This is a genomic window from Rugamonas brunnea (assembly GCF_014042345.1).
GTDB classification, from domain to species: Bacteria; Pseudomonadota; Gammaproteobacteria; order Burkholderiales; family Burkholderiaceae_D; genus Rugamonas; species Rugamonas brunnea.
In genome coordinates this window covers 81308-107499 of record NZ_JACEZT010000017.1, presented here as the reverse complement: position 1 = coordinate 107499, position 26192 = coordinate 81308, and the positions used below count along the sequence as shown (strand labels likewise).

Annotated in this window: 24 protein-coding genes; 11 read left to right on the top strand and 13 right to left on the bottom strand. The window is 67.4% G+C overall.

What is annotated here, in order from left to right; genetic code table 11:
• Positions 1 to 2: 2 nt before the first annotated feature.
• The 6 genes from hutG to H3H37_RS21400 all read left to right on the top strand — a co-directional run bounded on the left by hutG (position 3) and on the right by H3H37_RS21400 (position 8557).
• A complete protein-coding gene (gene hutG, locus H3H37_RS21425) occupies positions 3 to 791 on the top strand; it encodes an N-formylglutamate deformylase (protein ID WP_182166317.1) in 789 nt (262 codons plus the stop codon).
• Positions 792 to 808: 17 nt separating this feature from the next.
• Entirely contained in the window at positions 809 to 2185 is a 1377-nt protein-coding gene (locus H3H37_RS21420; protein ID WP_182166315.1) for a formimidoylglutamate deiminase, read from the top strand.
• On the top strand, positions 2182 to 2757 hold the full coding sequence (locus H3H37_RS21415; protein WP_182166313.1) for a HutD/Ves family protein: 576 nt from the start codon (positions 2182 to 2184) through the stop codon (positions 2755 to 2757). Before H3H37_RS21420 ends, H3H37_RS21415 begins: the two co-directional genes overlap by 4 nt.
• A 12-nt stretch (positions 2758 to 2769) precedes the next feature.
• Entirely contained in the window at positions 2770 to 3996 is a 1227-nt protein-coding gene (hutI, locus tag H3H37_RS21410; RefSeq protein ID WP_182166311.1) for an imidazolonepropionase, read from the top strand.
• Between the two features lie 92 nt (positions 3997 to 4088).
• Positions 4089 to 6770, top strand: coding sequence for a zinc-dependent metalloprotease (locus tag H3H37_RS21405; protein ID WP_182166309.1), 2682 nt, complete (start codon positions 4089 to 4091; stop codon positions 6768 to 6770).
• 221 nt (positions 6771 to 6991) lie between these two features.
• On the top strand, positions 6992 to 8557 hold the full coding sequence (locus H3H37_RS21400; protein WP_182166307.1) for a glycine betaine ABC transporter substrate-binding protein: 1566 nt from the start codon (positions 6992 to 6994) through the stop codon (positions 8555 to 8557).
• Here the strand turns inward: H3H37_RS21400 and H3H37_RS21395 are convergent.
• From H3H37_RS21395 to H3H37_RS21385, 3 genes are all read right to left on the bottom strand, one after another.
• Positions 8543 to 8719: a hypothetical protein gene (locus H3H37_RS21395; RefSeq protein WP_182166305.1), complete on the bottom strand. Its 177-nt coding sequence runs from the start codon at positions 8717 to 8719 to the stop codon at positions 8543 to 8545. The genes H3H37_RS21400 and H3H37_RS21395 overlap by 15 nt on opposite strands.
• Positions 8720 to 8971: 252 nt before the next feature.
• Positions 8972 to 9460: a GNAT family N-acetyltransferase gene (locus H3H37_RS21390; protein ID WP_182166303.1), complete on the bottom strand. Its 489-nt coding sequence runs from the start codon at positions 9458 to 9460 to the stop codon at positions 8972 to 8974.
• Positions 9461 to 9463: 3 nt separating this feature from the next.
• On the bottom strand, positions 9464 to 10393 hold the full coding sequence (locus H3H37_RS21385) for a DMT family transporter (protein WP_182166301.1): 930 nt from the start codon (positions 10391 to 10393) through the stop codon (positions 9464 to 9466).
• A gap of 162 nt (positions 10394 to 10555) precedes the next feature.
• Here H3H37_RS21385 and H3H37_RS26070 point away from each other — a divergent pair, with 162 nt between their 5' ends.
• Positions 10556 to 10690, top strand: coding sequence for a hypothetical protein (locus tag H3H37_RS26070; RefSeq protein WP_255459162.1), 135 nt, complete (start codon positions 10556 to 10558; stop codon positions 10688 to 10690).
• Positions 10691 to 10739: 49 nt separating this feature from the next.
• Here H3H37_RS26070 and H3H37_RS21380 read toward each other — a convergent pair whose 3' ends face one another.
• On the bottom strand, positions 10740 to 11603 hold the full coding sequence (locus H3H37_RS21380) for a LysR family transcriptional regulator (RefSeq protein WP_182166299.1): 864 nt from the start codon (positions 11601 to 11603) through the stop codon (positions 10740 to 10742).
• Positions 11604 to 11700: 97 nt separating this feature from the next.
• Between H3H37_RS21380 and H3H37_RS26260 the strand changes: the two genes are divergently transcribed.
• From H3H37_RS26260 to H3H37_RS21370, 3 genes are all read left to right on the top strand, one after another.
• A complete protein-coding gene (locus H3H37_RS26260) occupies positions 11701 to 11808 on the top strand; it encodes an antibiotic biosynthesis monooxygenase family protein (protein ID WP_375540025.1) in 108 nt (35 codons plus the stop codon).
• On the top strand, positions 11805 to 12680 hold the full coding sequence (locus H3H37_RS21375) for an alpha/beta hydrolase (RefSeq protein ID WP_182166297.1): 876 nt from the start codon (positions 11805 to 11807) through the stop codon (positions 12678 to 12680). The genes H3H37_RS26260 and H3H37_RS21375 overlap by 4 nt, the downstream gene beginning before the upstream one ends.
• A gap of 102 nt (positions 12681 to 12782) precedes the next feature.
• Complete coding sequence (locus H3H37_RS21370; protein ID WP_182166295.1) at positions 12783 to 13295, top strand: DNA-deoxyinosine glycosylase; 513 nt, start codon at positions 12783 to 12785, stop codon at positions 13293 to 13295.
• 23 nt (positions 13296 to 13318) lie between these two features.
• Here H3H37_RS21370 and ampC read toward each other — a convergent pair whose 3' ends face one another.
• From ampC to H3H37_RS21355, 3 genes are all read right to left on the bottom strand, one after another.
• Positions 13319 to 14479, bottom strand: a complete 1161-nt coding sequence (gene ampC, locus H3H37_RS21365; protein ID WP_182166293.1) for a class C beta-lactamase — start codon at positions 14477 to 14479, stop codon at positions 13319 to 13321.
• Between the two features lie 94 nt (positions 14480 to 14573).
• Positions 14574 to 15326, bottom strand: a complete 753-nt coding sequence (locus tag H3H37_RS21360) for a LytR/AlgR family response regulator transcription factor (RefSeq protein WP_182166291.1) — start codon at positions 15324 to 15326, stop codon at positions 14574 to 14576.
• 4 nt (positions 15327 to 15330) lie between these two features.
• Positions 15331 to 16497: a sensor histidine kinase gene (locus H3H37_RS21355; protein ID WP_229218949.1), complete on the bottom strand. Its 1167-nt coding sequence runs from the start codon at positions 16495 to 16497 to the stop codon at positions 15331 to 15333.
• A gap of 71 nt (positions 16498 to 16568) precedes the next feature.
• Here H3H37_RS21355 and H3H37_RS21350 point away from each other — a divergent pair, with 71 nt between their 5' ends.
• Entirely contained in the window at positions 16569 to 17456 is an 888-nt protein-coding gene (locus H3H37_RS21350) for an alpha/beta hydrolase (RefSeq protein ID WP_220456521.1), read from the top strand.
• Positions 17457 to 17481: 25 nt separating this feature from the next.
• On the opposite strand, the gene H3H37_RS21345 is transcribed toward H3H37_RS21350, so the two are convergent.
• The 6 genes from H3H37_RS21345 to H3H37_RS21320 all read right to left on the bottom strand — a co-directional run bounded on the left by H3H37_RS21345 (position 17482) and on the right by H3H37_RS21320 (position 25969).
• Positions 17482 to 20052, bottom strand: a complete 2571-nt coding sequence (locus H3H37_RS21345) for a YncE family protein (RefSeq protein ID WP_182166285.1) — start codon at positions 20050 to 20052, stop codon at positions 17482 to 17484.
• Between the two features lie 124 nt (positions 20053 to 20176).
• Positions 20177 to 21352, bottom strand: a complete 1176-nt coding sequence (locus tag H3H37_RS21340) for a tetratricopeptide repeat protein (RefSeq protein ID WP_182166283.1) — start codon at positions 21350 to 21352, stop codon at positions 20177 to 20179.
• A gap of 163 nt (positions 21353 to 21515) precedes the next feature.
• Positions 21516 to 22709, bottom strand: coding sequence for a DUF2863 family protein (locus tag H3H37_RS21335; RefSeq protein ID WP_182166281.1), 1194 nt, complete (start codon positions 22707 to 22709; stop codon positions 21516 to 21518).
• 57 nt (positions 22710 to 22766) lie between these two features.
• Positions 22767 to 23633: an HDOD domain-containing protein gene (locus H3H37_RS21330; protein ID WP_182166279.1), complete on the bottom strand. Its 867-nt coding sequence runs from the start codon at positions 23631 to 23633 to the stop codon at positions 22767 to 22769.
• Between the two features lie 172 nt (positions 23634 to 23805).
• Positions 23806 to 25482 (bottom strand): methyl-accepting chemotaxis protein, encoded by a 1677-nt coding sequence (locus H3H37_RS21325; protein WP_182166277.1) that lies wholly within the window; start codon positions 25480 to 25482, stop codon positions 23806 to 23808.
• 22 nt (positions 25483 to 25504) lie between these two features.
• On the bottom strand, positions 25505 to 25969 hold the full coding sequence (locus tag H3H37_RS21320) for a cache domain-containing protein (protein WP_182166275.1): 465 nt from the start codon (positions 25967 to 25969) through the stop codon (positions 25505 to 25507).
• Positions 25970 to 26192 lie beyond the last annotated feature (223 nt).

The following is a 26192-nucleotide window of genomic DNA, read 5'->3' as shown; positions in this document are numbered from 1 at the left end:
ACATGAACTTTCAATTCAAGGCGGGCAGCATTCCCCTGCTGGTGTCGATGCCGCACGTGGGCACCGACATCCCGGACGACATCGCGGCCCGTATGACGCCAGCCTCGGTGGAGAAGGCCGACACGGACTGGCATCTGGTGCGGTTGTACGAATTCCTGGGCGAGATGGGCGCTTCGACGCTGTCGGCGCGCTGGTCGCGCTATGTGATCGACTTGAACCGGCCGCCCGAGAACACCAACCTGTACCCGGGCCAGGACACGACGGGCCTGTGCCCGCTCGACACCTTCCACCGCCAACCGCTGTATCCCGACGGCGGCGCGCCGGACGAGGCGGAAGTGCAGCGCCGCCTGCTGCAGTACTGGCGTCCTTACCACGACCAGTTGCGCGCGGAGCTGGACCGGCTGCTGTCCATCCACGGCAAGGTGGTGCTGTGGGATGCGCATTCGATCGCGTCCGTCGTGCCGCGCTTCTTCGAGGGCAAGCTGCCCGACCTGAACTTCGGCACGGCGGATGGCGCCAGTTGCGCGCCCGGCCTGACGGAAGCCATCGTGTCCCATGCGCACGCGCAGCAGCGCTACACGGTGGCCGTCAACGGCCGCTTCAAGGGCGGCCATATCACGCGCCACTACGGCAAGCCGGACGCGCGCGTGCACGCGATCCAGCTGGAGATGTGCCAGTCCACCTACATGAACGAGAGCGCGCCGTTTGCCTACCGCCCGGACCTGGCTGACCAGGTTCAGGGCCTGCTGCGCCAGATGACGCAGGCGGCCGCCGACTGGGTTCGCGCATGACGGCCGGCCCGCATACGATGTCAGACGCTGGCCGTGCGCTGTACGCACGCCACGCGCTGCTGCCCGAAGGCTGGCGTCAGGACGTGCTGCTGGCATGGGATGCGGCTGGCAATCTGACGTCCGTCACGCCCGATGCCGCGCCACCAGCCGGCGTGGAAGTGGCGCAGTACGCGCTGCCCGGCATGATCAACCTGCATTCGCACAGCTTCCAGCGCGCGCTGGGCGGCAAGACGGAGCGGGCCGGCGATGGCCCGGACAGCTTCTGGACCTGGCGCGAGCTGATGTACCGCTTCGCCCGCAACATCACGCCGGCGCAGATGGAAGCCATCGCCGCCCAGCTGTTCTCGGAATGCCTGCGCCACGGCTACACGGCCGTGTGCGAATTCCACTACGTGCAGCGCACGCCGGACGGCGCCATGTACCCGCGTCCGGCCGAGACCGCCGAGCGCGTGATCGCGGCCGCACGATTGGCCGGCATCGGCATCACCATGCTGCCCGTGTTGTATAGTTATTCCGGCTTTGGCGAGCAAGCCCTCAAGCCGGAGCAGCAGCGTTTCCGCACGGACGTGGGTGACGTGCTGGCCGTGATCGAGGTGCTGGAACCGTTGCGCGACGGGCAGACGGAGGTGGGCGTGGCCCCCCATTCGCTGCGCGCGGCCACGGTGGGGCAGGTCGCGCAGGTGCTGCAGGTGCTGCCGCCCCAGCGCCCGGTCCACATCCACATCGCCGAACAGCAGGCGGAAGTGGCGCAGTCGCTGGCCTGGAGCGGACGCCGCCCGGTGCAGTGGTTGATGGACAATGTGGTCGTGGACCAGCGCTGGTGTCTGATCCACGCCACGCATTTGCTGGAGGACGAAGTGGCGGCGCTGGCGGCCAGCGGCGCCGTGGCGGGCCTGTGTCCGACCACGGAAGCGAACCTGGGCGACGGCCTGTTCCCTCTGCAATCGTACCTGGCGGCCGGCGGCCGCTTCGGCATCGGCAGCGACAGCCACATCTCGCAGGGCGCGGTGGAGGAATTGCGCTGGCTCGAATATGGGCAGCGTTTGGCCCAACAGCGGCGTAATATTGCGGTATCGTCCGCGCAGCGCAACGTGGGCGACTTTTTGTGGCAGGGCGCCCTGCATGGCGGGGCGCAGGCGGCGGGACGGCCGCTGGGCGCGCTGGCGCCCGGCAAGCGTGCCGACGTGATCGTGCTGGACGACGATCATCCCAACCTGTTCGGGCTGGCGCTGGAGGAGGTGTTGGGCACCTTCATCTTCAGCGGCAACGACAACCTGGTGCGGGACGTGATGGTCGGCGGCCAGTGGGTAGTGCGCAAGCAGCAGCACGTGGCGCAGCAGGCCATCGCCGCGCGCTTCCGGCAAACCTTGGCCGAACTGAGGGAGTTCCGATGACCCAGCTGATCCAGTACGCAAGCCTACGGCCCACCCCATGGAAGAACGGTGGCGGCAGCACCACGGAAATCGTCGTTATGCCGCCGGGCGCGGACTTCGACCATTTCGACTGGCGCGTCAGTCTGGCCACCATCACCCAGGACGGGCCGTTCTCGCCGTTCCCCGGCATCGACCGCTCGCTGGCGCTGGTGGACGGCGACGGCGTGCTGCTGGACTTCGGCCACGAACGCTTCGTGCTTAGCCCCAGCGAACCGCTGATCGAATTTCCCGGCGAATCCACGGTCGAAGCCACCATCACGGGCGGGCTGACCACGGACTTCAACGTGATGACGCGGCGCGGCCGCTGCCGTCACCGGCTGGAGCGGCGCGTGGTGCGCGGCCGGCAGGAGCTGGTGCGGCGCAGCGCCACCACCGTGCTGTTCCTGGCCGAGGGAGAAAGCCTGACCGTGAGCAGCGCCACCGAGCGCATCGCGCTGGTGCGCTACGACGCCGTGGTGCTCGACTCGGACGAAGCGTGGACCATGGACACCATCCAGGCCACGGTGCTGGTGGCCGACATCATCCCCCATTAAAAAGAAGGACGCATGAGCGCAACCTGGGACACCCTGTTCATTAACGTCCACCTGGCCACCATGGCCGACGGCTATGGCGAAATCCGCGACGGCGCCATCGCCGTGCGCGACGGCCGCATCGCCTGGCTGGGGCCGCGCGCGGAGTTGCCGGCCGGCGCGCTGGAATCGGTCCGCGCCGTGCATGATGGCGGCGGCTGCTGGCTTACGCCCGGCCTGATCGACTGCCACACCCACATCGTCCACGCCGGCAACCGCAGCGATGAATTCGAGGCGCGCCTGAACGGCGCCACCTACGAGGACATCGCCCGCGCCGGCGGCGGCATCATGTCCACCGTGCGCGCCACCCGCGCCGCCACCGAGGACGAGCTGCTGGCGCAAAGCCTGCCGCGCGTGGCCAGCCTGCTGGCCGAAGGTGTGACCACCATCGAGATCAAGTCCGGCTATGGCCTGGACCTGGAGACGGAAGCGAAGATGCTGCGCGTGGCGCGCCGCGTGGGCCGGGAGCTGCCGGTAAGCGTGGCCACCACCTTCCTGGGTGCGCACGCGCTGCCGCCCGAGTTCGCGGGCCGCCCCGAACACTACATCGCCGAAGTGTGCGCCATGCTCGACACGCTGGCGGAGCAGGGCCTGGCCGACGCCGTCGATGCGTTCTGCGAGCGCATCGGCTTCTCGGCCGAGCAGACCGAGCGCGTGTTCGTGGCCGCGCAGCGCCACGGCCTGCCCGTCAAGCTGCACGCCGAGCAGTTGTCCGACCAGGGCGGGGCGCAACTGGTGGCCCGCTACGGCGGCCTGTCGGCCGATCACCTCGAACATCTGAGCGCGGACGGCATCGCCGCCATGGCGCGCGCGGGCACGGTGGCCGTGCTGCTGCCGGGCGCCTATTACTTCCTGCGCGAGACGGTGCAGCCGCCCGTGGCCGCATTGCGCGCGGCCGGTGTGCCGATGGCGCTGGCCACCGACTGCAATCCCGGCACATCGCCCATGACGTCGCTGCTGCTGACCATGAACATGGGGTGCACGCTGTGGCGGCTCACGCCGCAGGAGGCGCTGGCCGGCTGCACCATCCACGCGGCGCGCGCGCTGGGGCGGGCACACGACATCGGCAGCCTGGCCGTGGGCAAGCGCGCCGATTTCGCCTTGTGGCGCATCGCCCGCCCGGCCGATTTGTCGTACGCGATCGGCTTCAATCCCTGCGTGGGCGTGGTCAATGCTGGCCAGTGGCGGGCGCCGGCGATTTAGAGGGAATCCTCGAAATTCCGTCCGTGCGGCGGTTTGATCAGGTACATTATCACGAGCGTTTTTCCCGACTTACCGCTTGTGCCAGGATCGCCATGCCCGTGTTGCCGCCGTCGTTCGCCCTGAAATCCCTCGTTTCCACCGTGCTGCTGGCGCTGGCCGCCCAGGCGCTGGCGCAGGACCCCGCTCCCGCCACCGCGCCGCATACGGGCGAGGCGCAAGCCGCCGCGGCGGGCGCCAACCCTGCCGCCGCGCCGGTCAACCCGCTGGCGGCCATGCTGGCGGCGGCGGCCGCGCCCAAGCCGTTCCTGGAAGTGGTGCGCGGCGCGGCCCACGTGCCGGGCTTCCTGCCCTTGTACCAGAAGGATGAAAAAGTGTGGCTGGAGCTGCGCCCGGAGATGTTCGACCGGCCCATCTTCATGTCCATCAACACCACCAACGGCATCGGTGAACGTGGCCTGTACGGCGGCCAGATGGGCGAGAGCCAGGTGGTGTACTTCCACCGCATCGGCAACCTGGTGCAGATGATCGCCAAGAACACCCGCTACAGCGCGCGCGGCGGCACACCGCAGGCGCTGGCCGTGTCGCAGGCGTATTCGGACAGCCTGCTGGCCGCCGCGCCCGTGGCCAGCGCGCCCCATCCGCAGACCCACGGGGTGCTGATCGAGGCCAACGCGTTGTTGTTTAGCGACATTCCCGGTTATTCCACGCGACTCGAATATGCCTACCGTTTGCCGTTCGTGCTCGATGCGCGCAACAGCAGCTTCGTCACGCTGCGGGCCGACGAGTCCATGACGGGCCTGCGGGTGAGTGCCCACTACGCCGTGCCCCGGATCGCCGCCACGCCCATCACGCCACAGCCTTTGCCGCTGCCCGGCCCGCCCACCACGCTGCCCGACCCGCGCAGCATGTTCCTCGGTTTCTACTACAGCTTTATGCCGCTGCCGGCCGAACCGATGCACGCGCGCCCGGCCGATGACCGCATTGGCCACTTCGTCACCACCACCCAGGACTTCACTGACGATATCCGTCCCACCACGGCCAGCCACGTGATCGAGCGCTGGCGGCTGGAGAAGAAGGACCCGGCGCTGCCGCTGTCGGAACCGAAGCAGCCCATCGTGTACTGGCTGGACAAGAACATCCCCGAGAAATACCGTAAGTCCGTCGAGCAGGGCGTGCTGGCCTGGAACGCTGCGTTCGAGCGGATCGGCTTCAAGGACGCCATCGTCGTGCGCCAGCAAACGGAGCAGGACCATTTCGACACGCTCGACGCGCGCCATGCCTCGATCCGCTGGTTCATCGGCAGCGACGCCGCCTTCGCCATCGGCCCGACCCAGGTCGACCCGCGCAGCGGCGAGATCCTCGATGCCGACATCGCCATGTCCGACGTGTTCGCGCGCGATGCGCGCCGCGTGGCCGGCGAGAGCGGTGAGAGCGCTGGCGCTGCCGCGGCGCAGCCGGCCGCCGACGGCGAAACCCATTGCGACTACATGCTGGACTCGGCCCAGGAGATGGGCTTCGCGCTTGACCTGCTGGAAGCGCGCGGCGAAGTGGGGCTCGATAGTCCGCAGGCCGACGCCGTGGCCCAGGCCTATGTGCGCTCGGTCGTCATGCATGAAGTGGGGCACACGCTGGGTTTGCGCCACAACTTCCGCGCCTCCACCGTGTATGACCTCAAGCAGTTGCAGGATCCCGCGTTCACGGAACGTAACGGCATGACCGGTTCGGTGATGGACTACGCGCCGTTCAACTTGTCCGTCAAGGGCGAGCGCCAGGGCGAGTACGTGGCTTCCGCGTTGGGGCCTTACGATTACTGGGCCATCGAATACGCATACAAGCCGATCGCGCAGGACCAGGAGAAGGACGAACTGGCGAAGATCGCGGCCCGCTCGAACGAGCCGCAACTGGCCTTCGGCACCGACCAGGAAGTGGATGGCCGGGCGGCCGATCCTGACGTCAACGCCTTCGATCTGGGCAGCGATCCGCTGGCCTATGTGCAGCGGCGCCTGACCCTGTCGCGCGAACTGTGGGACCGCCTGCAAACACGTCAGCTCAAGCCGGGCGAGAGCTATGAATCGCTGCGCCGCAGTTTCGATTATGGCTTCGTCCAGTTCGCGCGCGCATTGCCGGTGGTGGTCAAGTACGTGGGCGGCCAGACCTATCTGCGCGACCACGCGGGCACCGGGCGGGCCACGTTCACGCCGGTGGCCTTGCCGCGCCAGCGCGCGGCGTTGCAAATGCTGACGAATAGCTTGTTCCAGGCCGACAGCTTCAAGTTCGCGCCATCCATGATCAGCCGCCTGGGACCGGACCATTTCGAAGCGCGGGGCCGGCCGGACGTGTCGGTGAGCGGGCGCGTGCTGCTGCTGCAATCGGCGGCGCTGGATCAGCTGATGTCGGATGCTGTCGCCACCCGCGTGCTCGACTCGCAGGAGAAGCTGGACGACGGAAAGAAGGCGCTCAGCCTGGACGAGCTGTATGGCACCGTGCAGTCGGCCGTATGGAGTGAGCTGAAGACGGGCAAGGAGATCACGGGCATGCGGCGCAACCTGCAGCGTGCGCATCTGAAGCGGCTGGCGAACATGCTGGTGCGGGCAACGCCAACGACGCCGGCGGACGCGCGCAGCCTGCAACGCGAACACGCGCTGGAACTGCAGCGTGAAATCCGCGCCGCGCTGGCCAAGCCGGGTAGTCGCGAGAACAAGGCGCATCTGGATGAGTGCTACGAAACGCTGAACCAGGCGCTCAAGGCCTCCATGGTGCGCCTGGGCGCTTGACGCGTCCTCGCGTACGCTCACACGCCCCGCGCCTTCGCGCCCCCGCGCTCCGCGCGCGCGAGCCCGAGCCCGCGCTCGCGCGTAGGTGGACCGGCAATGGTAAGCTTGCCCCACTGGCGGAACGATAGGGAGGGCGCGTGCTCAAACGGGGAGAACGGGGTGGGCGGGGCAACGCAGATCGGGTGAACGTCGGGCTGCGATGGCTGACCGTTTGCTGGCTCATGTGCGCATGCGCGTTGGCGGCGTCCGCGTCACCAGCCGCGGTGGCCTCGTTGGCCGATGGCGGGCAAGCCACGCTGCGCATTGGGTCCAAGCGGTTCACGGAATCGTACATCCTCGGCGAGCTGCTGGCGCAGACGGCGGCCCCTTATGCCCATACTGAGCACCTGCAAGGCTTGGGCAACACGGCCATCGTGCTGGCCGCGCTGCGGGCAGGGAAGATTGACCTGTATCCCGAATACCTGGGCACCATCGACCAGGAAATCCTGCGCCACAAGCAACCGGCGACGTTGGAACAGATCGGTCGCGAACTGGCGCCGCTGGGCCTGGGCGTAGCGGTGCCATTCGGCTTCAACAACACCTACGCCCTGGCCGTGCGCGAAGGCCCCGATGGCCCGCGCACCTTGAGCGCGCTGGCGGACCGGCCCAAGCTGCGTTTCGGCCTGTCGCATGAATTCATCGGTCGTGCCGACGGCTGGCCCGGACTGGCACAGCGCTATGGCTTGCCGCAACAACCTTCCGGCCTCGATCACGGTATCGCCTACGACGCGCTTAAACAAGGCCAGGTGGACGTGATCGACATCTATTCGACCGACGCCAAGATTGCCCGCTACGGCCTGCGCGTGCTCGACGACGACCGCCACTACTTTCCCCGTTACGACGCCGTGCTGCTGTACCGGCTGAACGCGGCGGTCCGCTTTCCCGCCGCCTGGGCCGCGCTGGGGCGGCTGCAAGGCCGCATCAGCGCGGCAGACATGATCGCCATGAACGGCGCCGCCGAGATCGACGGCCAGAGCTTCGCCGCCGTGGCGCGTGGCTGGCTGGCGGCGCATCCGTTGCCGCCGCCATCAGCCGCGCCAGTCGCTGCGCCAGCGCCATCGTCTGCCACACCATCGTCCGCAACGTCAATGCCCGCGACGCCGACTGCCCCGCACGACGGTCTGCTGGCCAAAGTCTTCGACGACAAGCTGTGGCTCCTCACGCGCCAGCACATCACGCTGGTGCTGATCGCCGTGGGACTGGCCTGCCTGGTGGGCATCCCGCTCGGCGTGCTGGCCGCTTATGTGCCGCGATTGCGGCAGGTGGTGCTGGCGCTGGTGGGCGTGCTGCAAACGGTGCCGTCGCTGGCGCTGCTGGCGTTGTTGATTCCCTTGCTGGGCATAGGCGCCGTACCGGCCCTGGTGGCGTTGTTCGTGTATGCGTTGCTGCCCGTGGTGCGCAATACCTGCACCGGCATGCTGCAGGTGCCGCCAGGGTTGCGGCTGGCGGCGCAGGCGCTGGGCCTGCGGCCATATCAACGGCTGCGTCACGTGGAGCTGCCGCTGGCGCTGCCCGTGATCCTGGCCGGCGTGAAGACGGCCGCCGTGATGAGCGTGGGCACGGCCACCATCGCCGCCTTCATCGGCGCCGGCGGCTACGGCGAGCGCATCACCATCGGCCTCGCGTTGAACGACAACGCGATGCTGCTGGCCGGCGCCATTCCGGCCGCCGTGCTGGCCCTGCTGACCCAGGGCGCGTTCGAACTGCTGGAGCGGCTGGCGGGACGCGCCACGTCACAGCGTATGTAATTTCGCGCGCACCACGGCCACTTCACGGTGCAGCAGGCGTTCCGCCTGGAAGTCGTTTTCGCGCTGGGCGGCGATGGTGTGCAGGTGGCGCTGGCAATGGTCGAGCCGCGAGCGCAGGTAAGCCTTGTAAAGCAGCAAGGCGATGGGCGGCAACTTGTTCATGGCGGGCTCCGGACGAGGTGACAGTCCATGGTACGGCCCGCTACGGAGCGGGCCTTGTGCCGCGTCAAGGGCGCCGGTCAGTGAGAGAATGTTAGGTGAATGTAAGCAAGATTGAGCTGGCGTAAGCAAATGTAAAGTACCTGCGCACGCCGTCGAAGGGAGGCTTATAGTGAAGGCGTTGCTTCAATCTCCCCTCCCACTCACATGGGTTCAATCCCGCGCGGCGCCTGGCGCTCGCGGGATTTTTTTTCGTCAGGCCGAGGCCAGTTGCTGCAGGGCGTCACCGGTGACGCGGCAGATGCGCCAGTCCGGCAGCAGGTCGGCGCCCACGCCACGGTAGAAGTTGATGGCGTTCTCGTTCCAGTCCAGCACCGACCATTCGAAGCGGCCGCAATTGCGTTCCACCGCCAGCTGGGCCAGCGCCACCAGCATCTGCTTGCCGTAACCTTTGCCGCGGCACGATTGCTTGACGTACAGGTCTTCCAGGTACAGGCCCTTGCGGCACAGGAAGGTGGAGAAGTTGTGGAAGAACAGGGCGAACGTCACCACCACGCCCGCTTCTTCGCCGACGATGGCTTCGCAGGCGGGATGGGCGCCGAACAGGCCGTCCTGCAGCATGGCGGGGTTGGCCACCACCAGGTGTTCCAGTTTTTCGAACACGGCCAGTTCGTGGATCATGCCGAAAATGGCGTCCACGTCGGCCGGGGTGGCGGGGCGGATGGTCAGGTGCGAATTGCTCATGGATTATGCGGCGCTTTCAAGTTCAGGGTTGACGGTAGGGGCGGGCGCGTCGGCCCGCAAGGCCCAGGCCACGCTGGCCAGGCAGACCAGCATGCCCAGCCATTCGAGCGGGCCGGGGCGGAAGTGTTCGAGCCGGATCGACAGCAGCACGGAAATGACCGGCGTGACAACCCCGATGTAGACGGCCTTGTGCGAGCCGATGCGCAGGATCAGCGTGAAATAGGCGGCGAAGGCGATCACGGAACCGAACAGGGCCAGGTAGAACAGGCCGCCCCAGTAGCGTACCGTGGTGGGCAGCATGAACGACTGGCCGCTGACAAGCACCCAGGCCGCCACCAGCAGCGTGCCCCACAACATGGACCAGGCCATGGTCAGCAGCACGTTGGACGATTGCGCGCGCACCTTGACCACCAGTACGTTGCCGACCGAGCTGGAGATGGTGGCGCACAGGGCCAGTCCCAGGCCCAGCAGGAAGTGGCTGTTGCCGCCGCTGGCCATGGCCGTCCAGGCGCTGGCGATGGATTGGTAGAACAGCAGCGTCACGCCCACCACGGCGGCCGCGCCCGCCGTCCAGATGCGGGCCGTCAGTGGCGTGCCCAGCATCAGCCGGCTGCAGATCGGGGTCCAGAACACCATCAGCGCGAACAGCACGGCCACGAAGGCCGACACCAGGTATTGCTCGGCCGTGTAAGTGCAGATGTAGCTCAGGCCGAAACTGGCGATGCCTTGCAGCAGCAGCCAGCGCTGGGTGCGCCACGGCAGTCGCGGGTCGTCGCCGCGCGCCAGGCACCAGGCGAACAGGACGGCCGAGGCGATGGCGAAGCGGTAGACGACCGAAACGGCCGGCGCGACCTGGCCCAATTGCAGGGTGATGGCGAAGAAGGTGGAACCCCAGATCAGGCAGGCGGCAAGGAACAGGATGGGTGAGGACATCGATGCAGTATACCGGGCTTGCGGCGAGCTTGCCTAGCAGCCACATTGTTGACAATTTAGTCACATGTGTGCTTGATGTGGCGCAGTGGCATGGGAAAAAACGGGGCGCTGGCCGGCGAACGGACTATTATAAAAAAACCATCATTATTTCCGGAGAAGATCATGTCCACCGCGCTGCGCCTCAAAGTCGCCACCCTGATCGGCTACGTGTTGCTGAGCACGGCCGTCGTCGTCCTGGCGGCCGACGACAGCCCCGCGCGCGGCCAACTGGCGTTCGCCATCGCGGGCCGGCCGTGAGCAGATCGGCCGCTGCTGGATGATGCCCCATGTCGGCATTCCTGATCCTTTACGTTTTCTTGCCCCGCAGAATGTCGGCGAAAGCCATGACGTTCGCCTGCGGCGTATCCTTCCGCCAGACCAGTAAGGTTCGGCTTTTGCGGAGCCTGGCGCTGAGTTCATGAACGCTCAGTCGTGCGCGTTCCGTGTACGTGTTCAGTACGCTGCGCGGCATTAACGCCACCCCCATGCCCGCAATGGTACAGCCAAGAATGGCATGGTACGAACCCAGTTCCACCACCCGGTCAGGCACAATGCCGCTGCCCGCGAACCAGCTCTCGAGTCGCTTGCGGTGCGGGCAGCCTTGATGGAATGCCAGCAGGGTTTTCATCGCTGCGTCCCTGGCTGACGTCATTGGTGGATGGCCGGCCATCGCGACAACAATCAGTTCTTCTTCAAATGCCGTCAGCGTCGCCAGGCGCGGATCGGCGACGGGTTCGGCCACCAGCGCCGCATCCAGCTCGGCTGTCAGAACCCGTTCCACCAGCAGCCGCGGGTCGCCGGTATGCAGTTCCAACGTCACCTCCGGGCAGGCTTGATGAAACCTGCTCAACGGCCCGGGCAGACGCGCCGCGGCCGTGCTTTCCATGGAACCGAGGCGCAGCATGCCGTGAGGCGGGCCGTCCTGCACGGACGCGCGCGCCTCATCGGCCAGCGACAGCAGCCGATCCGCATAGTCGAGCAGGATCTTGCCGGCCGCCGAGAGTCGCAGCCGCCGCCCTTCGCGCAGGAAAAGCTCGGCGCCAAGATCCGCTTCCAGCGTTTTGATGCGGGTCGTGATATTCGATGGCACGCGATGCAAGTGCTCTGCCGCGCGGATGATGCCGCCCGTGCGCGCCACAGTGCGGAAGATGTGCAGATCGGAGAGATCCATTGTTCTTTAATTAAGAATGAAATAGTCATAATAATTCATTATCTATTTATCCAATGGCCGCGTACATTGAGGACTTCTAGATTGATGGAGGTCCGACATGATCGTGACGATTTCTCGCTCGCGGGTGAAACCAGAGGCGGAACAGGGGTACAAGCAAGGGGCGGAACGGATGTCGCGGCTGGCGCGCGGCATGCCGGGCGCATGAGCCCCGCGATGGATGCTGGCCATCGCTTCGATGGGTACAGCTGGGACGTCGATTATTTGCACGTCGATGGGCGCACTTTGCAGGCCACGATTTACCAGCCCGAAGGCGCCGGCCCTTTTCCTGTCATCGTCGATGTGCATGGCGGCGCCTGGGTACGCGGCGACGTCGGCAGGACCGAACACGCGCTGATGAACCAGTCCCTGGCGGCACTGGGCATGGTCGTGGTGGCGGTCGATTTTCGCCAGAGCGAGCACAATCATTATCCCGACTCGGTAGCGGATGTGAACTTTGCGCTACGCTGGGTGCGCGCCCATGCGTCGGAATTCAACGGCTCCGCCCGCTGCATAGGCGCGCTTGGTTCGTCGAGCGGCGGGCATCTGGTCTTGCTGAACAGCTTGCGGCCTGATGATCCCCGCTACGCAACGTTGGCGCAGGATGGCGTCGCGCCGGACGGCGCCCGGCCGGATTACCTCATCCTGTTGTGCCCGATTCCGGACCCGCAAGCCCGGCTGGCGTATGCGCGCGAGGTCGGCAACCACAATATCGTGAAGTTCACGGAAAGCTATTTTTGCACGGCAGGCAGTATCGAAGACGGCAATCCCCAGCGTATTCTGGCGCGCTGCGAACAGCTCAAGCTACCGCCCGCGCTGCTGCTCCAGGGCGGTCCGGGCGCTGCCGGTGTGGTGGAAGATAAGAACGTGTCGCCGGAAATCCAGCAGCGATTTGCCGCCGCCTATCGCGCCGCAGGCGGACAGATGCAGCTGGAGCTGTTACCGGGCGCTCCGCACAACTTCGTCAACACCGCTGGCGAGCATCTCGATGCGGCGCTCGCCATGATGGAAGTCTTTATACGGCAACGGCTGCACGGCTAGCAATGTCGCGCATATAAGTTGTCAGTTGCATGTTGCATTCGCAGTGCGTTCGTGTCACGATCCACCCCTCTTTCAGGGGCAATCACTTGCCGGAACCAAGGCATGACACCATCGAGCCAGCATCAAACCGCGCGCAAACAATGCTTCGATCCTGTTGTCGACGCGCGTACCCGTCTCTTGATGCTGGGCAGCCTGCCGGGCGATAAATCGCTGGAGATCCAGGAATACTACGGGCACCCTCAGAATCGGTTCTGGCATCTCATGAGCGAAGTGCTGGGCGTCGATCTGGTCCGCGCCGATTATCGGGCGCGCCTGCGCACTTTGCTCGATCATGGCGTGGGCCTGTGGGACGTGGTGGCCGAGGCGCACCGGCAGGGCAGCCTCGACAGCCAGATCCGTGCGCGTGCGGACAATGATTTGCCGGGGTTACTCGCACGATTCCCCCAGATCCGGATCATCGCCTTCAACGGCGGGACGGCCGCCAAACTGGGATTGAAAATATTGGGCGACCATGCAGCCGCTTACCAGATCGTCGCACTCCCATCGAGCAGTCCGGCTTATACCTTGCCGTATGAGAAGAAGCTGGAACTGTGGCGCCAGCTTCGCGGGTGCTGACCCGCATCCCACGCACCTGCGCCTTACCGCAGCTGCTGCAGGATCTCGTAGCCGGCCTTCACCCGCGCAGGGATGGGGAAGCTTTTATTCGCCAGCATCACGATGCCGATCTTCTGCTCGGGCACGAACGCCACGTAAGCGCCGAAGCCCCGCGTCGAGCCGGTCTTGTTGAACAGTGTGCCGCGTGGCGCCGCTTGGGGCGGTGTCAGCGCCGTGGCGGGATTGGCGTCGTTGATCATCGTTTCCGAATTGCCGGCCAGCAGGCGCTCCAGCGTCACGGGCGCGCGATATTGTTCCCAGCCCAGGCCTTGCCGCATCTCACCGATATCGAAATAGCCGATGTGGGTGCCTTCGACCGCGCGCCGCATCGGCTCCGCCAGCCGCTCCGGCGCGATGTTGGCTTGCACAAAACGGATCATGTCGGCCGAGGTGGACTTCACACCATACGTCTCCGCAGCGAACACGTCGGGCCGCACCCGCACCGGGTGGTCGTTCCTGTCGTAGCCCCATGCATAGTCGGACATCGCGCTGTCCGGCACCTGGATGTAGCTATGCCGTAAGCCGAGCGCGGGGAACAACTGCTGCTCCATCGCGGCGCGAAAATCGGTGTGCAGCGCCAGCGCCGTCACGTGGCCGAACAGGCCCAGGCTGGGATTGGAATACCGGCGCTGGGTGCCGGGCGCCGCGTCGGGCTTCCAGTTGCGGAAGTAGGTCAGCATCTGCGCGTCGTCGTTGGCCGCCACCTCGTCCGGGAATTGCAGCGGGAAGCCGCCCGCCGTATAGGTGCCAAGATGGAGTACGCTGGCCCGGTCGACCGCGCTGCCTTTCAGCTGCGGCATGTACTTGCCGGGATGATCGTCGAGCGACAGCTTGCCCTGGTCGATGGCATGGCTGGCCAGCGTCGCCGTGAACGTTTTGCTGACGGAGCCCAGCTCGAACAGCGTGTGCTCGCTGACCGGCGCCTTGGCTTCTTTCGATGCCAGCCCATAGTTGAAGAACATGGTCTGGCCATCGACCGTCACAGCGACGGCCATACCCGGCACCTGGTACTGCGCCATCAGCGGCGTGATGATGCGGTCGACCGCCGTGCGGAGCAGGGCGGGATCGGCGGCCTGGCTTGGATTCGGTGCGCTGGACAGGGCGGCCAGCGCGATGCTCAGGCAGGTTTTCGGGAAGATGTTCAAAGCTGACTCCAGTAATTGGTTCACGGTGAAGCAGAGCTTACCGAACACGCCGGTGCCTGCGACAGCGCGGCCATCCCAGCCTTCCGGCCCCTCGTCACATGGACGCCCTGAGCGCGGCCAGATAGCGCTCGCTGACCGGTACGGCGCCGCCGCAGCGCAGCGTCAGGCGGTAGCTGCCTTCGCCGTTGGTTTCCAGGCTGGCGATCTGATCGCGCCGGACGATGGCGCTGCGGTGCACGCGCAGGAACGCTTCGGCGGGCAACTGCGCTTCCAGGCGGTTGAGCGTGATCCGGTGCAGCACCGTGCGCGATGCCATATGCAGCTCCACGTAATTGCCGGCCGATTCCACCCACAATATTTCGTCCACGAGGATGCGCTCGATGCGGCCCACCGAGCGCACGTTGACATGCGCGATGGGCTGGGTGTCGCCGCCGTCGACGTAGTCGCGGACGGCCGCGCCGTAGGCTTCGCGCTGGCGCTGGCGCAGCATGGCGGTGGCGCGCTCCACGGCCTGCGCCAGCCGGGCGTCGTCGAGCGGCTTTAACAGATAATCGAGCGCATGCACTTCAAACGCTTCGATGGCGTGCTCGCCGTAGGCAGTGACGAAGATGATCAGCGGCGGCTCCGGCATCCGGCAGATCTCGCGCGCCAGCGCCAGGCCAGATTCGGCGGGCATCTGGATGTCGAGCAGGATCATGTCGATGGCGCGGCTGTCCAGCGCCGCGCGCGCGCAGGCGGCGCTGCTACATTCGGCGGCCAGCACCCAGTCCGGATGCGCGGCCAGCGCCATGCGCAGGTTGGCCCGGCTGGGCGCCTCGTCATCGACGATCAGGTAGTGCACGGTCATGGCGCTAGTCCACCAAGGGCAGGCGCACTTCTGCCACGAAGCGGCCGTCGTGCGCAGCGGCACGCAGCGACGCGCCTTCATGCATCAGTCGCAGGCGGTCGCGCGTGTTGGCCAGCCCCAGCCCGGTGCCGGGATTGGGCGAGGCCTGGGCGCTGATCGGGTTCGTCACCCGGACGGACAGGGTGTCGCCATCGCGCGCGAACGACAGGCGGATGTCGCTTGGCCCCTCATGGCAATCGAGGTCGTGGCGCAGGGCGTTCTCAATCAAGGGCTGCAGCAGCAACGGCGGGCAGGCGACGTCGTGCAGCAGGTCGCCGTCGCCGTCGATGTGCACGCGCAGACGGTCGCCGTAGCGCAGGCGCTGCAAGGCCAGGTAATCGTGGACGAAGCGCAGTTCATCTGCCACCGTCGCCGTGTTGCGGCCGCTGGCCGCCAGCGCGTAGCGCAGCAGGTCGCTGAGGCGGCCGATGCCACCGAGCGCCAGCGGTTTGTCGCCGCCCCGCACCAGCGCGCTGATGGCGTTGAGCGCGTTGAACAGGAAGTGTGGTTCGAGCTGCGCGCACAGGGCCAGCATGCGCTGCTCCTCGAGCGCCAGCCGCAGGTTGAGCATGTCGGTCTGCGAGCGCTGCCAGGCCAGCTCGCGCTCGCGCGCCTGGCGGAAGTAGGCGATCGCCAGGATGGCGGCAAAGGTGCCGGTGGTCGAGAACCAGCCCACCAGCAGCATCTTCAACAGCAGCTGCCTGGCGTCGTCCAGGCTGGCGATATGCAGATAGCCGCGCAGCCAGGCCATGTAGGTCCATTGCGCCGGCTGGAACACCAGCACCAGGCCGAGGAACAGCGCCACCACGTTGCGCGGGCGCCGTATCAGCGCCGGCCAGCGCGCCAGCGCCGCGCTCAGGCCCGCGCTCAGCGCGATCAGCGGCAGCGCGTATTCGATGAACCAGGTGACCAGCAGGGTCGGATAGTGGCTGGAGCGGCCGACACGCAGATTGTCGCTGTAGGTCTGCAGCGCGCCCAGCGCGCTGATCGCGGTCCACAGCAGCACCGTGATGGCGAGGGCTTTCGCGTTCTTGAAGTAGGGGCGGTCCGTCATCCGCAAAAGTATAGCAGCGGCCCATGGCGCCGGTAAGGCGGGACCGGCGGCGGTCGTCACGCGGAACCGGCGTTTCATCACCCGGCTGCTGCCCGGTGCTGCGGGCTGCGCAAAAATGGTTCGCAGTCCTGCAACCCGATGGAGCGCACTTGAAACACATCCTGAACCTGATCCTTCTTTGCTGCCTGGCCGGCGGCGCCGCCGCATCCACGCCCTACCAGCTCGACGACACCGAGGTGCGCGACATCCATGCCCGCGCGCTGGACCGCGACTACCAGCTCTACGTGGCCTTGCCCGAGTCCTACCGCACGTCGCAGCGGCGCTATCCGGTGTTGTTCGTGGTCGATGCCAACTACGCGTTTCCCGTGGTGCGCAGCATCGCGCAACGGCTGAGCAAACACGCTGGTCTGGAAGAGGCCATCGTGGTCGGGCTGTCGTACGCCAGGGGCGACGGCCCGGTGTACAGCCGGCGCCGCGATTACACGCCATCGGTGCCGCGCACCGAACACTACGTCTCGGACATGCCGGGCCGCGCGCCGGCATTCGGCCAGGCCGACGCCTATGGTCGCTTCATCGCCGCTGAGGTGTTCCCCGTGATCGTGGCGCAGTACCGTGCCGACATGGGCCGCGCGGTGTTCATCGGCCACTCCTATGGCAGCCTGCTTGGCCTGCAGGTGCTGCTGACCCGTCCCGGCACGTTCGCCCACTACATCCTCGGCAGCCCGTCGCTGTGGTACGACGGCGGTGTGATGTTCGGGCGCGAGCAGGGGTATGCGCAAGCGCACCGTGATCTGCCCGCCTCGGTCTATTTCGGCATCGGCGGACTGGAGACGCTACCGGCCGGCAAGCGGCGCGCGCGCAACGAGGCCGACGCCGACATGGTGGCCGACCTCCGGGATTTCGATGCGGCGCTGACGTCGCACCGCTACCCGGGCCTGAGAACGCGGCTGGAAGTGTTTGCCGGGGAGGACCATGCCAGCGTGTTCCCCTTCCTGCTCACGCATGGTTTGCGCGCTTACCTGCGCAAGGTGAAGTAAGCCGGACCGCCGTGGCGCATGGCGCTCACGGCCCCACCGGCACGATGTTGAGCACACCGTCGTCGTTGAGCCCGATCAGCATGAAGCCGTCGCCCGAGATCGCCATCTGGCGCGGGGCCAGCTGGCGTCCCACGGGGACGAACTTGAGCTGGCGTTGCAGCACGCCGGCCGCGCTGTAGACCCACACATCGGCCGGCGCCGTCTTGCCGGCCACGCCGCAATAGACGCGGCCATCGCTGCCCACTTCCACGTTGTCGGGCGCGTTGTTGCCGCTGGGCAGGTAGGACAGCGTGCCGAGGTCGTTCGTGCCCAGCACGCTGCACTGGGTGGGACTGCTGCTGGCCGCGTACAGCACGCTGCCATCGGCGCTGGCGGCGATGTCCTGGCCGCCGCTGCCATTGCCCACGCGGGTGGCGGCCGGCAGTTGCGCCGCGAACAGGGTGCCGCCGGCCAGGTTGGCGTAATCGATGGCGTAGGTGGCCAGGTGGATGCCCGTGCCATCCTCGTCCTGCACATACAGCCGCTTGCCGTCGGCCGCCGCGCTCAGCGTGCCGCCCTGGATCGGCAGGGTGGTCAGCAGCTTGCCGCTGGCGTTGAAGATGCTGCCGTCGTTGAGCGCCACCAGGTCCACGCCGTTGGGCCGCATCAGGGCCAGGCGCGACGTGCGGTCCGGTTTGTGCGCCAGCGCCCAGCGGCCCAGCACGGCCTTGCTGGCCAGCGCGCGCACTTCCAGCCTGGCGTTGTCGAGGTCGTAGGCATAGAGCCGCGCGCCATCGGCCGACACGGCCATGTCGCCAAGGGTGCCGCCGAAGCCCGAGATGGTGCCCACCTGCAGGCCCGTGTACACGTTGTAGATGTCGACGCTGGTGCCGCCGTTGTGGGCGTACACCAGCGGCTGGACCGGGTCGGCCACGATGTTGCGGTACAGCGGATGGGGCGAGACGGGCGCGGCGGGATTGGTCGAGCCTTTCCACAGCGCCACCTGGATCGGCGCCGGCCCCACCATGGTGCCGTCGGTGGGCGACACGGTGACGGTGGCCAGGTTGATGGTGTCGGCGACCAGGCTGCTGGGGTCGGCCGTCAGGACCAGGCTGGCGCCGCTGCCGCTGACGGTCAGCCATGCCTGGTTGCTGCTGGCGGTCCAGTTGGGCGCCTGGCCGTAGTTGTCGACCATGGCGATGGTGCGCGTGAGGCGCGACCAGCCGGGCGTTGCGCTCAGGGCCACGCCCGATACGGCCGGCAGCAGCTTGTGCTGGTCCTTGTTGATGGCCAGCGTGATGGGCGCGGCCACCAGGTCGCCGTTGACGGTCACCGAGGGTAGCAGCGAGGTCGTGGTGCCGCCGGCCGGCGCCAGTGCCGGGCTGGGCGTGAGCACGATGGTGCTGCCGCCGGCGCCCACGGTGCCCGTGAGCGGGCTGGCACTGGCCCAGGCGGGCAGTGCGGCGAGCCGCCACGGCCACAGGTTGCTGCCCGTGTTCAGGCTCAGGGTCACGCTGCGCGGCGTGAAGTCGCGCCCGTAGGTGCCGCCCAGCGTGACCGTGGTGCTCGACGCCAGCAACGTGGCCGGCAACAGCTTGAGCGACACCGGCAACTGGCGCGTCGCGAGGCCGGTGGCAGTCAGCGACAGCGTGGCGTTGTAGTTGCCGCTCACCAGCGGGCCGACCGTGGGATCGATGGACAGCGTGGTCGTGGTAGGGGTGTAGCCCTGGCTGGGGTTGGCGCGCAGCCAGCCGGCGCTGCTGCTGGCGCTCCAGCGCGTGGCCTGGGCGTTGTCGGTGCCGATCTGCACGTCCTGGGGCGCGATGGGCGCGCCATTGACGGCCGTGAACGCGACCCCGTCGCTGCTGACCTGGAAGCCCGGCGCCAGTACCGTCAGCGCCACGGGCACGGTGGCCACCGCGCCGTCGCTGGCCGTCAGCGTGATATTGGTGTTGTACTGGCCGGCCGCCAGGCTGGCGGCCGCATAGGTGGCGGTGATGGTGGCGTTGCCGCTGCCGCCGGTGCTGCTCAGGCTAAGCCAGGCGGCGCCGCTGGCCGCGCTCCAGCTGCGGCCCGTGGCCTGCACGTTGATGGTGGCCGGGGCCGGCACGGCGCCGCCCTGGTGCATGGTGACCGTCAATGGAACGGCGCTGCTGGCGCCGAACGGCACCGAACCGGCTGGCGCCACGTCGATCGCGTAGGGCAGCAGCATGGGCGAGCCGGGGAACTGGCTGGCGCACGCGCTGTCGCGGCACAGCTTGACGGTGAAATTGCCCTGGTAGCTGCCGGCGGCCAGCGTGGGCGCCGTCTGCAAGGTGGCGTGATATGCCTGGCCGCTGTCCTGCACCAGTTGCGCGTTGGGCAGCAGCACGCCGGCGCCGTCGACCAGGACCGGGTAGACGGTGGCGCCGTTGAAATCGGTGGGCCGCGCCACGGCCGCATTGACGGTGGCCGTGGCCGAGGTGCCGGCGACGGCCGAGATGGCGACCTTGTCCGGACTGAAGGTGAGCGCCGCGTTGCTGGCCGGCACTGGCGTGCCGCTTGTGCTGCCGCCCCCGCCACCGCCGCAGGCAGTCAACAGGGAGGCGAGCGTGAGAGCGGACCAGAGTCGTTGCATGGCGTTATCCTTGGGCGGACAGTTTATTTATTTTGCAATTGTTGCGCATGCGCAACATCCTGTCAAGCCATCCAGGTGCCGATGCAACACCCATCCTGCGCGGCCCGGCCGGGCCAAGGCGTATTTATTGCCGGCTGGTCTGCGCCTCATACGCTTTGAGCCGGTCCAGCTTGGCCGCGTACAGGTCGTGGTCGCCGCGCGTGGTGCTATTCTCCATGGCCTGCTTCATGTGGATGTCGGCCCGCGCCAGGTCGCCCAGCTTGAACGAGGCCACGGCCAGCCAGAAGTGGAACTCATGGTAGTCGGGCGAACGGTCCAGTTCGCGCTGGAACAGGTCGCGTGCGCGCGCGTAGTCGCCGGCCCGCATGGCTTGCTGGCCCTGGTTGAAGAAATAGAACGGCGGGTACGGTTCCAGCTGGGCCAGCCGCGAACGCAGTGCCTGCGCCTCCTGCGTGCGGCCCATTTCGCCCAGCGACTGGGCCAGGTTGTACAGGAACACAGTGTTGTCGGGCGCCTGGTTCCAGGCGTAGCGCAACACCTGCTCGGCCGGCGCCAGGTCGCCGTGGTGCTGGTAGACCACGCCCAGCGTGTTGTAGGCGTTGAGGAAGCCCGGGTCCTGCGCCACGGCCCCGCGGGCCCACCAGTAGGCGTCGTCGAGCTTGTTCTGCACCAGCAGTTCGGCGGCCCGGTTGTTCATGTACATGGCCACCACGGTGCGCTCCTCAAGCGGCTGGGCCTGCTGCTTGGCCAGCGCCGGGATGGGGATGAAGTCCACCGTCATGTATTGCGCCGCGTTGTAGCCGCGGCTCATGTCCAGCTTGGGCTGCCCCAGGATCAGGTTGACGTGGCCGCTGGAGAAATACAGGTTGCCGCTGCGGCTCCAGGCGTCATCCATGGTAATGCGCTGGTATTGCACTTCCAGCCCCAGCTTGTTGGCCAGCGCGGCCGTCATGATGACCAGCGACAGGCAGTTGCCGCGCCGCGCCTCGAAGGTTTGCTGGGCGTTGCGGGTGATGGCCGAATCGTATTCCAGTTGCAGCTTGTCGCGCCGGTACAGGGCGTCGAACAAGGCCTGGCGCTTGTCCTTGCCATGCTGCTGGTGCAGCACTTGTTCCTGCAGATACGCTTCCATGGCGGGCGTGACGGTGAACAGCTGGTCGGTGCTGACGGGCGCCGACGGTGGGGCGAACAACTGGTCCTGGAACAGGCGCGCGGGCGGGGCACTGGCGACGCGCTCCGGGGACAGGCTGGCGCAGCCGGACAACAGCGCGGCGCACAGGATAACAAGGCGGCTCAACATGACGATCTCCTCCGCGGCGTCCGCGTGGGGCGCCGATCTTGTACGGCGGAGCTGTTCGCCTGCGCCGCCCAGGCCGCGGCCGGGAGCCGCTGGTGAGGCCAAGTATCCTCGGCTCCCCGGCCACTGTCAAACGGCCGCGGGTGCGTCCCGATCGGCCCGGACGTTACAGCGCCTGGGGCGCCACGGGCACGCCATCGGGGCCGAATTTCATGGCCACCGACAGCTGGCGCAGGCCGATGCTGGCCAGCGCGTCGCGCACGTCGGCCACTTCCGTCTCCAGGTCGGCGCCCAGGTCCAGCGGCTTGTCGTAGGCGGCCAGTTGGGCGCCGTCCAGGTACAGGCAGGTGCGCAACTGCATCTCATGGTCGACATCGGCCGGGCCGACGATGGCCGTGGCCTGGGCCGCGTCGGCACCGCGCGCGGCCAGCGCCTGGTTCAGCGTGGCCAGCATCTGCAGCATGTCGTGTTCGGCCACGCCCTGCTGCTTGGCGCCGAAGAACAGGTCCTGATACAGGAAGTTCAGTTCCACCGGCCGCACCCCGGCCAGGCAGCGCCGTACCAGCGGGCCGTATTGCTCGGTCCAGCGCTGGTAGCGTTCCATGCGGCGCGCAAAATAGGCGTCGGCCGCCGCCTCATCGGACGGCACCCGGTAGAACGGATCGTCCGCCCGCTTGAGCGCGAATCCGACCAGGAAGCGCAGTTCCACGGCCGCGTCATCGGGGCCGAAGCTGGTGGCGGTCCAGCCGGCCAGGCTGCGCTCGATGGCCGGCGTGGGCACCAGTTTCTTCTCCATCATCGAAGTGGCCGCGTCGCGCACCATCTCGTGCAGTGCGCTGTAGGTAATGCGGTCGATCTCGCCCAGGTCGTAGGCGTGGCCGATCAGCACCACCTTCGCCTTGGGGCTTTCCAGTTCGGCCTGCTTGAAGCTGGCCAGCAGGGCGTCGTAGGCCTCCGGATCCTGGAACTCGTGGGCAGCCTCCAGGCCGCCCGTGCTGTGCACGAACACGGGGATGGCGAAGGCGTCGATCTCCAGCTCGGGCGCGTTGTCGCGCCGCAGCAGCACGGTGCCGGCCGCCTCCTCGATGGCGTCGCGCAGGTAGTGGTAGGCGCCCACGTCCTCGTACTTGGCCAGCTCGACGGCGCCGTACAGCACCTCGTCCTTGTGCTGGTTGAGCAGCTTGCGCACCAGCTTGTGGAAGGTGGTCTCGCGCTGGCGCAGCAGCTCGCTCATGGTGTCCGGGTCTTCCTGCTCGGCCAGCTCCAGCGCCAGTTCGCACAGGTTGCGGGTCAGCAGTTCATCCTTGTGTTCGGGCGTGTCGGCCGGTTTGCGGGGCACGGGGCGCTTGTTTTTTGGCATGGTTTCCTGAAATGAAAGGGCCGCAAAGGCGGCCCCGGCGCAGGCGACAGGGTCGTGTCAGCGCTCGTTGTGAAAAGTTTCGTGCAGCTCGTCCAGCAGGTCGGCCGTCTCGTCCTCGGACAGGCCCAGGTGGCGGCAGGCCGGCGCGCCGCCTTTGTCCCACTCCAGCGAGACCGGGTTGCCATGGTAGCGCTGGATGCCTTTTTCGGCCAGCACCGACAGCGCCACCAGCGAGCGCACGGCGTCGTCGGTGGCCGGGTCGTCCAGCACGCGGTAGTCGTGGTGCAGCAGGATGGCCCACGACACGTCCGGCGACAGGCCCCAGTTGCGCGCCAGCAGGCAGCCGATGGCGGCGTGGTTGGTCTGGTGGCGCGCATCCTCCACTTCCGTGAAGCGGCGCACCGGGTCGTTGCTGGCGGCGGCGAAGGTGTCGACGTAGCCGGGGAAGCGATTCATCAGCAAGGGCACGCCGATGTCGCAGAACAGGCCGAAGGTGTGGGCGATGTCGGGCGGGGCGATGCGCAACTGGCGCGAGGTGTACACCAGGGCTTGGGCGCGCCGGGCCGAAGTTTCCCAGAACTGTTCCAGGGTGGCGCCGTCGCCTTCGATGGCTTGCTTGGCCAGCAAGCCCGTGAGCAGGGCCGCGCAGTGGTTGATGCCGAGGAAGTTGATGGCCTGCTCCACCGACTTGGCCTTGCGCCCGGCCCCGTAGAACGGCGAATTGGCCAGCTTGAGCAGGGCGCCCGACATGCCCACGTCGTTGCCGATGATGCGCGCGATGCGCCGCGGCGACGGGTCCGGCTCGGCCAGCTCCTGCTGCAGGTCGACCAGCAGGCTGGGCCGAGGCGGGATGCGGATGGAACGCAGCAGGGCGTCTTCCACCGTGTTTTCGACTGGCAAGGCTGGGGCTGCGGCTGGGGTCATGATGGTTATCGGGTTACAGGACGGCGACGGCGGCGAAAGCGGCGCGGCGCCAAAACCAGCACTATAAACCAGCCGGGCGCCTGGCGCTGAGTCCGCGCAGTTCCGATTATCGCCGCTTCCCGCCCCCCATTGCGCGGCTTTGGCGTGAAAATCTGCAGAAGATGCTGGATTTTCAGGCGCGGCGGACCTGTGGCGGCCGGTTTTGATAGCCATTTGTCATGCTTGCCGGCGTCGGCCGCAACGGTTGTGGCCGGGGTGGCAAGATTGCGGCCGGGGTGGCTGCGGGGACGCTTTCCGCCGCGTCGTCGTCGAGCTGGAACACGGCCACCGCCTGGGTCAGGTTTTCCGTCTGCTCCTGCAGGCTGGCCGCCGCCGCCGCGGCCTGTTCCACCAGCGCCGCGTTCTGCTGGGTCATCTCGTCCATCTGGACCATGGCCTGGTTCACTTCCGCGATGCCCTGCGCCTGGTCGGCGCTGGCGCTGCTGATGCGGCGGATGATGTCGTTCACCTGGCGCACCGACGCGGCCAGCTCGCCCATGCGCTCGCCGGCCTGGCGCACCGAGGCGCCGCCGGTGTCGATGGTGGCCACGGAGGCGGCCACCAGGCCCTTGATCTGGCTGGCGGCGGCGGCCGAGCGCTGGGCCAGCGTGCGCACTTCGGCTGCGACGATGGCGAAGCCGCGTCCCTGCTCGCCGGCGCGGGCCGCCTCCACGGCCGCGTTCAGGGCCAGGATGTTGGTCTGCAGGGCGATGGCGTCGATCACGCCCGTGATGTCGACGATCTGGCTGGCGCCGGCGCGGATCGACTCCATCGTCTCCACGGCCTCGCCCATGGCCGCCCCGCCGCGTTCGGCCAGTTGCGAGGCGCCGTCGGCCAGCTGGCAGGCTTGCTGCGCGTGGGCTGCGTTGTCGCGCACGGCCACGGTCAGGCTGTCCATGGCGCTGGCCGTTTGCTCCAGCGAGCCGGCCTGGCGCTCGGTGCGGTTCGACAGGTCCAGGTTGCCGCTGGCGATGTCGTGCGCGGCCAGGTCGATGTTCTGCACGGCGGCCAGGATGGTGCGCAAGGTGGCGCTGAGCTGCTCCATGGTGCCGTCGAGCAGGCGGGCCGTGTGGGCGATCTCGTCGTGGCCATCGTTGCCGCGGCCGGGCGCCAGCTTGCCGGCGGCCAGCTTTACCACCACGGCGGCGATGGCCTGGATGTCGCGCAGCATGGCGCCGCGCACCCGCATCGTCACCACCAGCGACAGCGCCACCGACAGCGCCAGCAGGCCGGCCATGGTCAGGCCCAGCGTGTGGAATTCGGCCTTGGCGCGCCCGTGGGCCTGCACGCTCAGTTGCTGCTCCAGCGCTGCCAGCTTGGCCAGCGCGCCGTTCAGGCGGCTGAACTGCTGCTCGGCCTTGGCCATGGAGTTGGCCGCGATCGACTGGTCCACCTGGGCGATTTCCATGGTCTCGCGCACGGCCTTGCGGTAGGCCGCCAGCGCCTCGGCCGAGGCGTCCACGAAGGGGCGCTCGGCCGGATCGGCCACCCGCGCCAGCGCCGCCAGCTGGTCGGCGATGGCGGCGTGGCGGCCGCGCAGCTCGCGGGCCAGCGCGTCGATGCGGTCCTGGGCGAAGCTGCCGTTGGTCCAGGCCAGCAACTGGTAGATGTTGGCGTGCGCGTGCTTGGCTTCGCCACCCACGTCGGCCGCCGCCTTCAGGCGCGCGGCGCGCACCTGCACCAGGTTTTCCAGCGACGCGTTCTGGCGCACCATGCCGTAGTAGCCGGCGCCCGAGGTGCACATCAGCAGCACCAGCACCAGGCCGGGCGCCAGCAGCAGTTTCGGACCTATCCTCAGTTGCTTCAGCATGGCGGCTCCCGGACCAGATGGATTATTTTTTGTAGATGCCCGCTTCCAGCACCACGTCGCCCACCCGCAGGATGTAGGTGGTCTTCGGTTCGATCTTGCCGTTGCTGGGGTTGCGGTACTGGTAGTCGACCCAGCCCTTGCCCTGTTTCTGGGCCAGCTCGATGATGTCGCGCCGGTAGCGCTTGCCGCTGGCGTCAGGCACGTCGAGCAAGTCCTTGCCGACGATGGAGGGGGTGATCGGATGCGCCAGCACGATGCCGGTGTGCAGGTCGCGCATATCCACGTACAGCGTGCCCTGCACGAAGTCGGGGTCTTTGGCGCTGATGCGCTTCATCATTTCGTCGCGGCCGTGGCTTTTCATGAAGGCCGCGCCCCGTTCGGCCATGGCGATGGCGTCTTTTTCAGTCGGTTCGGCGGCGGCGTGGGCCGCGCCGGCCAGCCCGGTCAGCACGATGGCGAGGGCGGCGGAGCGTGGTAAGCGGTTCATGGCGATCCTTGGTGGGGGGGGGCGGAGTAGGGGAAATGTTGCCTGTGCGCATGACGTACTGTACGCCGCCCGTGCCGCCTCCCATTTGCGCTATCGCAAGCGCGTGGTCGGGTGCGGCGCCGGTGGGCGGGGCAAGTCAAAGACTTATTCCGCAGCGCAACTTTTCAAGCAGCTAGTTGATGTGCGGCAACCCCAGGCGCACGCCACGGCCTAGCATGGAATT

Excerpts from the sequence above, each read along its gene's own strand:
- hutG (WP_182166317.1), top strand. The coding sequence starts at position 3 with ATGAACTTTCAATTCAAGGCGGGCAGCATTCCCCTGCTGGTGTCGATG.
- H3H37_RS21420 (WP_182166315.1), top strand. The coding sequence starts at position 809 with ATGTCAGACGCTGGCCGTGCGCTGTACGCACGCCACGCGCTGCTGCCC.
- H3H37_RS21415 (WP_182166313.1), top strand. The coding sequence starts at position 2,182 with ATGACCCAGCTGATCCAGTACGCAAGCCTACGGCCCACCCCATGGAAG.
- hutI (WP_182166311.1), top strand. The coding sequence starts at position 2,770 with ATGAGCGCAACCTGGGACACCCTGTTCATTAACGTCCACCTGGCCACC.
- H3H37_RS21405 (WP_182166309.1), top strand. The coding sequence starts at position 4,089 with ATGCCCGTGTTGCCGCCGTCGTTCGCCCTGAAATCCCTCGTTTCCACC.
- H3H37_RS21400 (WP_182166307.1), top strand. The coding sequence starts at position 6,992 with ATGTGCGCATGCGCGTTGGCGGCGTCCGCGTCACCAGCCGCGGTGGCC.
- H3H37_RS21395 (WP_182166305.1), bottom strand. The coding sequence starts at position 8,719 with ATGAACAAGTTGCCGCCCATCGCCTTGCTGCTTTACAAGGCTTACCTG.
- H3H37_RS21390 (WP_182166303.1), bottom strand. The coding sequence starts at position 9,460 with ATGAGCAATTCGCACCTGACCATCCGCCCCGCCACCCCGGCCGACGTG.
- H3H37_RS21385 (WP_182166301.1), bottom strand. The coding sequence starts at position 10,393 with ATGTCCTCACCCATCCTGTTCCTTGCCGCCTGCCTGATCTGGGGTTCC.
- H3H37_RS26070 (WP_255459162.1), top strand. The coding sequence starts at position 10,556 with ATGTCCACCGCGCTGCGCCTCAAAGTCGCCACCCTGATCGGCTACGTG.
- H3H37_RS21380 (WP_182166299.1), bottom strand. The coding sequence starts at position 11,603 with ATGGATCTCTCCGATCTGCACATCTTCCGCACTGTGGCGCGCACGGGC.
- H3H37_RS26260 (WP_375540025.1), top strand. The coding sequence starts at position 11,701 with ATGATCGTGACGATTTCTCGCTCGCGGGTGAAACCAGAGGCGGAACAG.
- H3H37_RS21375 (WP_182166297.1), top strand. The coding sequence starts at position 11,805 with ATGAGCCCCGCGATGGATGCTGGCCATCGCTTCGATGGGTACAGCTGG.
- H3H37_RS21370 (WP_182166295.1), top strand. The coding sequence starts at position 12,783 with ATGACACCATCGAGCCAGCATCAAACCGCGCGCAAACAATGCTTCGAT.
- H3H37_RS21360 (WP_182166291.1), bottom strand. The coding sequence starts at position 15,326 with ATGACCGTGCACTACCTGATCGTCGATGACGAGGCGCCCAGCCGGGCC.
- H3H37_RS21355 (WP_229218949.1), bottom strand. The coding sequence starts at position 16,497 with ATGAAACGCCGGTTCCGCGTGACGACCGCCGCCGGTCCCGCCTTACCG.
- H3H37_RS21345 (WP_182166285.1), bottom strand. The coding sequence starts at position 20,052 with ATGCAACGACTCTGGTCCGCTCTCACGCTCGCCTCCCTGTTGACTGCC.
- H3H37_RS21340 (WP_182166283.1), bottom strand. The coding sequence starts at position 21,352 with ATGTTGAGCCGCCTTGTTATCCTGTGCGCCGCGCTGTTGTCCGGCTGC.
- H3H37_RS21335 (WP_182166281.1), bottom strand. The coding sequence starts at position 22,709 with ATGCCAAAAAACAAGCGCCCCGTGCCCCGCAAACCGGCCGACACGCCC.
- H3H37_RS21330 (WP_182166279.1), bottom strand. The coding sequence starts at position 23,633 with ATGACCCCAGCCGCAGCCCCAGCCTTGCCAGTCGAAAACACGGTGGAA.
- H3H37_RS21325 (WP_182166277.1), bottom strand. The coding sequence starts at position 25,482 with ATGCTGAAGCAACTGAGGATAGGTCCGAAACTGCTGCTGGCGCCCGGC.
- H3H37_RS21320 (WP_182166275.1), bottom strand. The coding sequence starts at position 25,969 with ATGAACCGCTTACCACGCTCCGCCGCCCTCGCCATCGTGCTGACCGGG.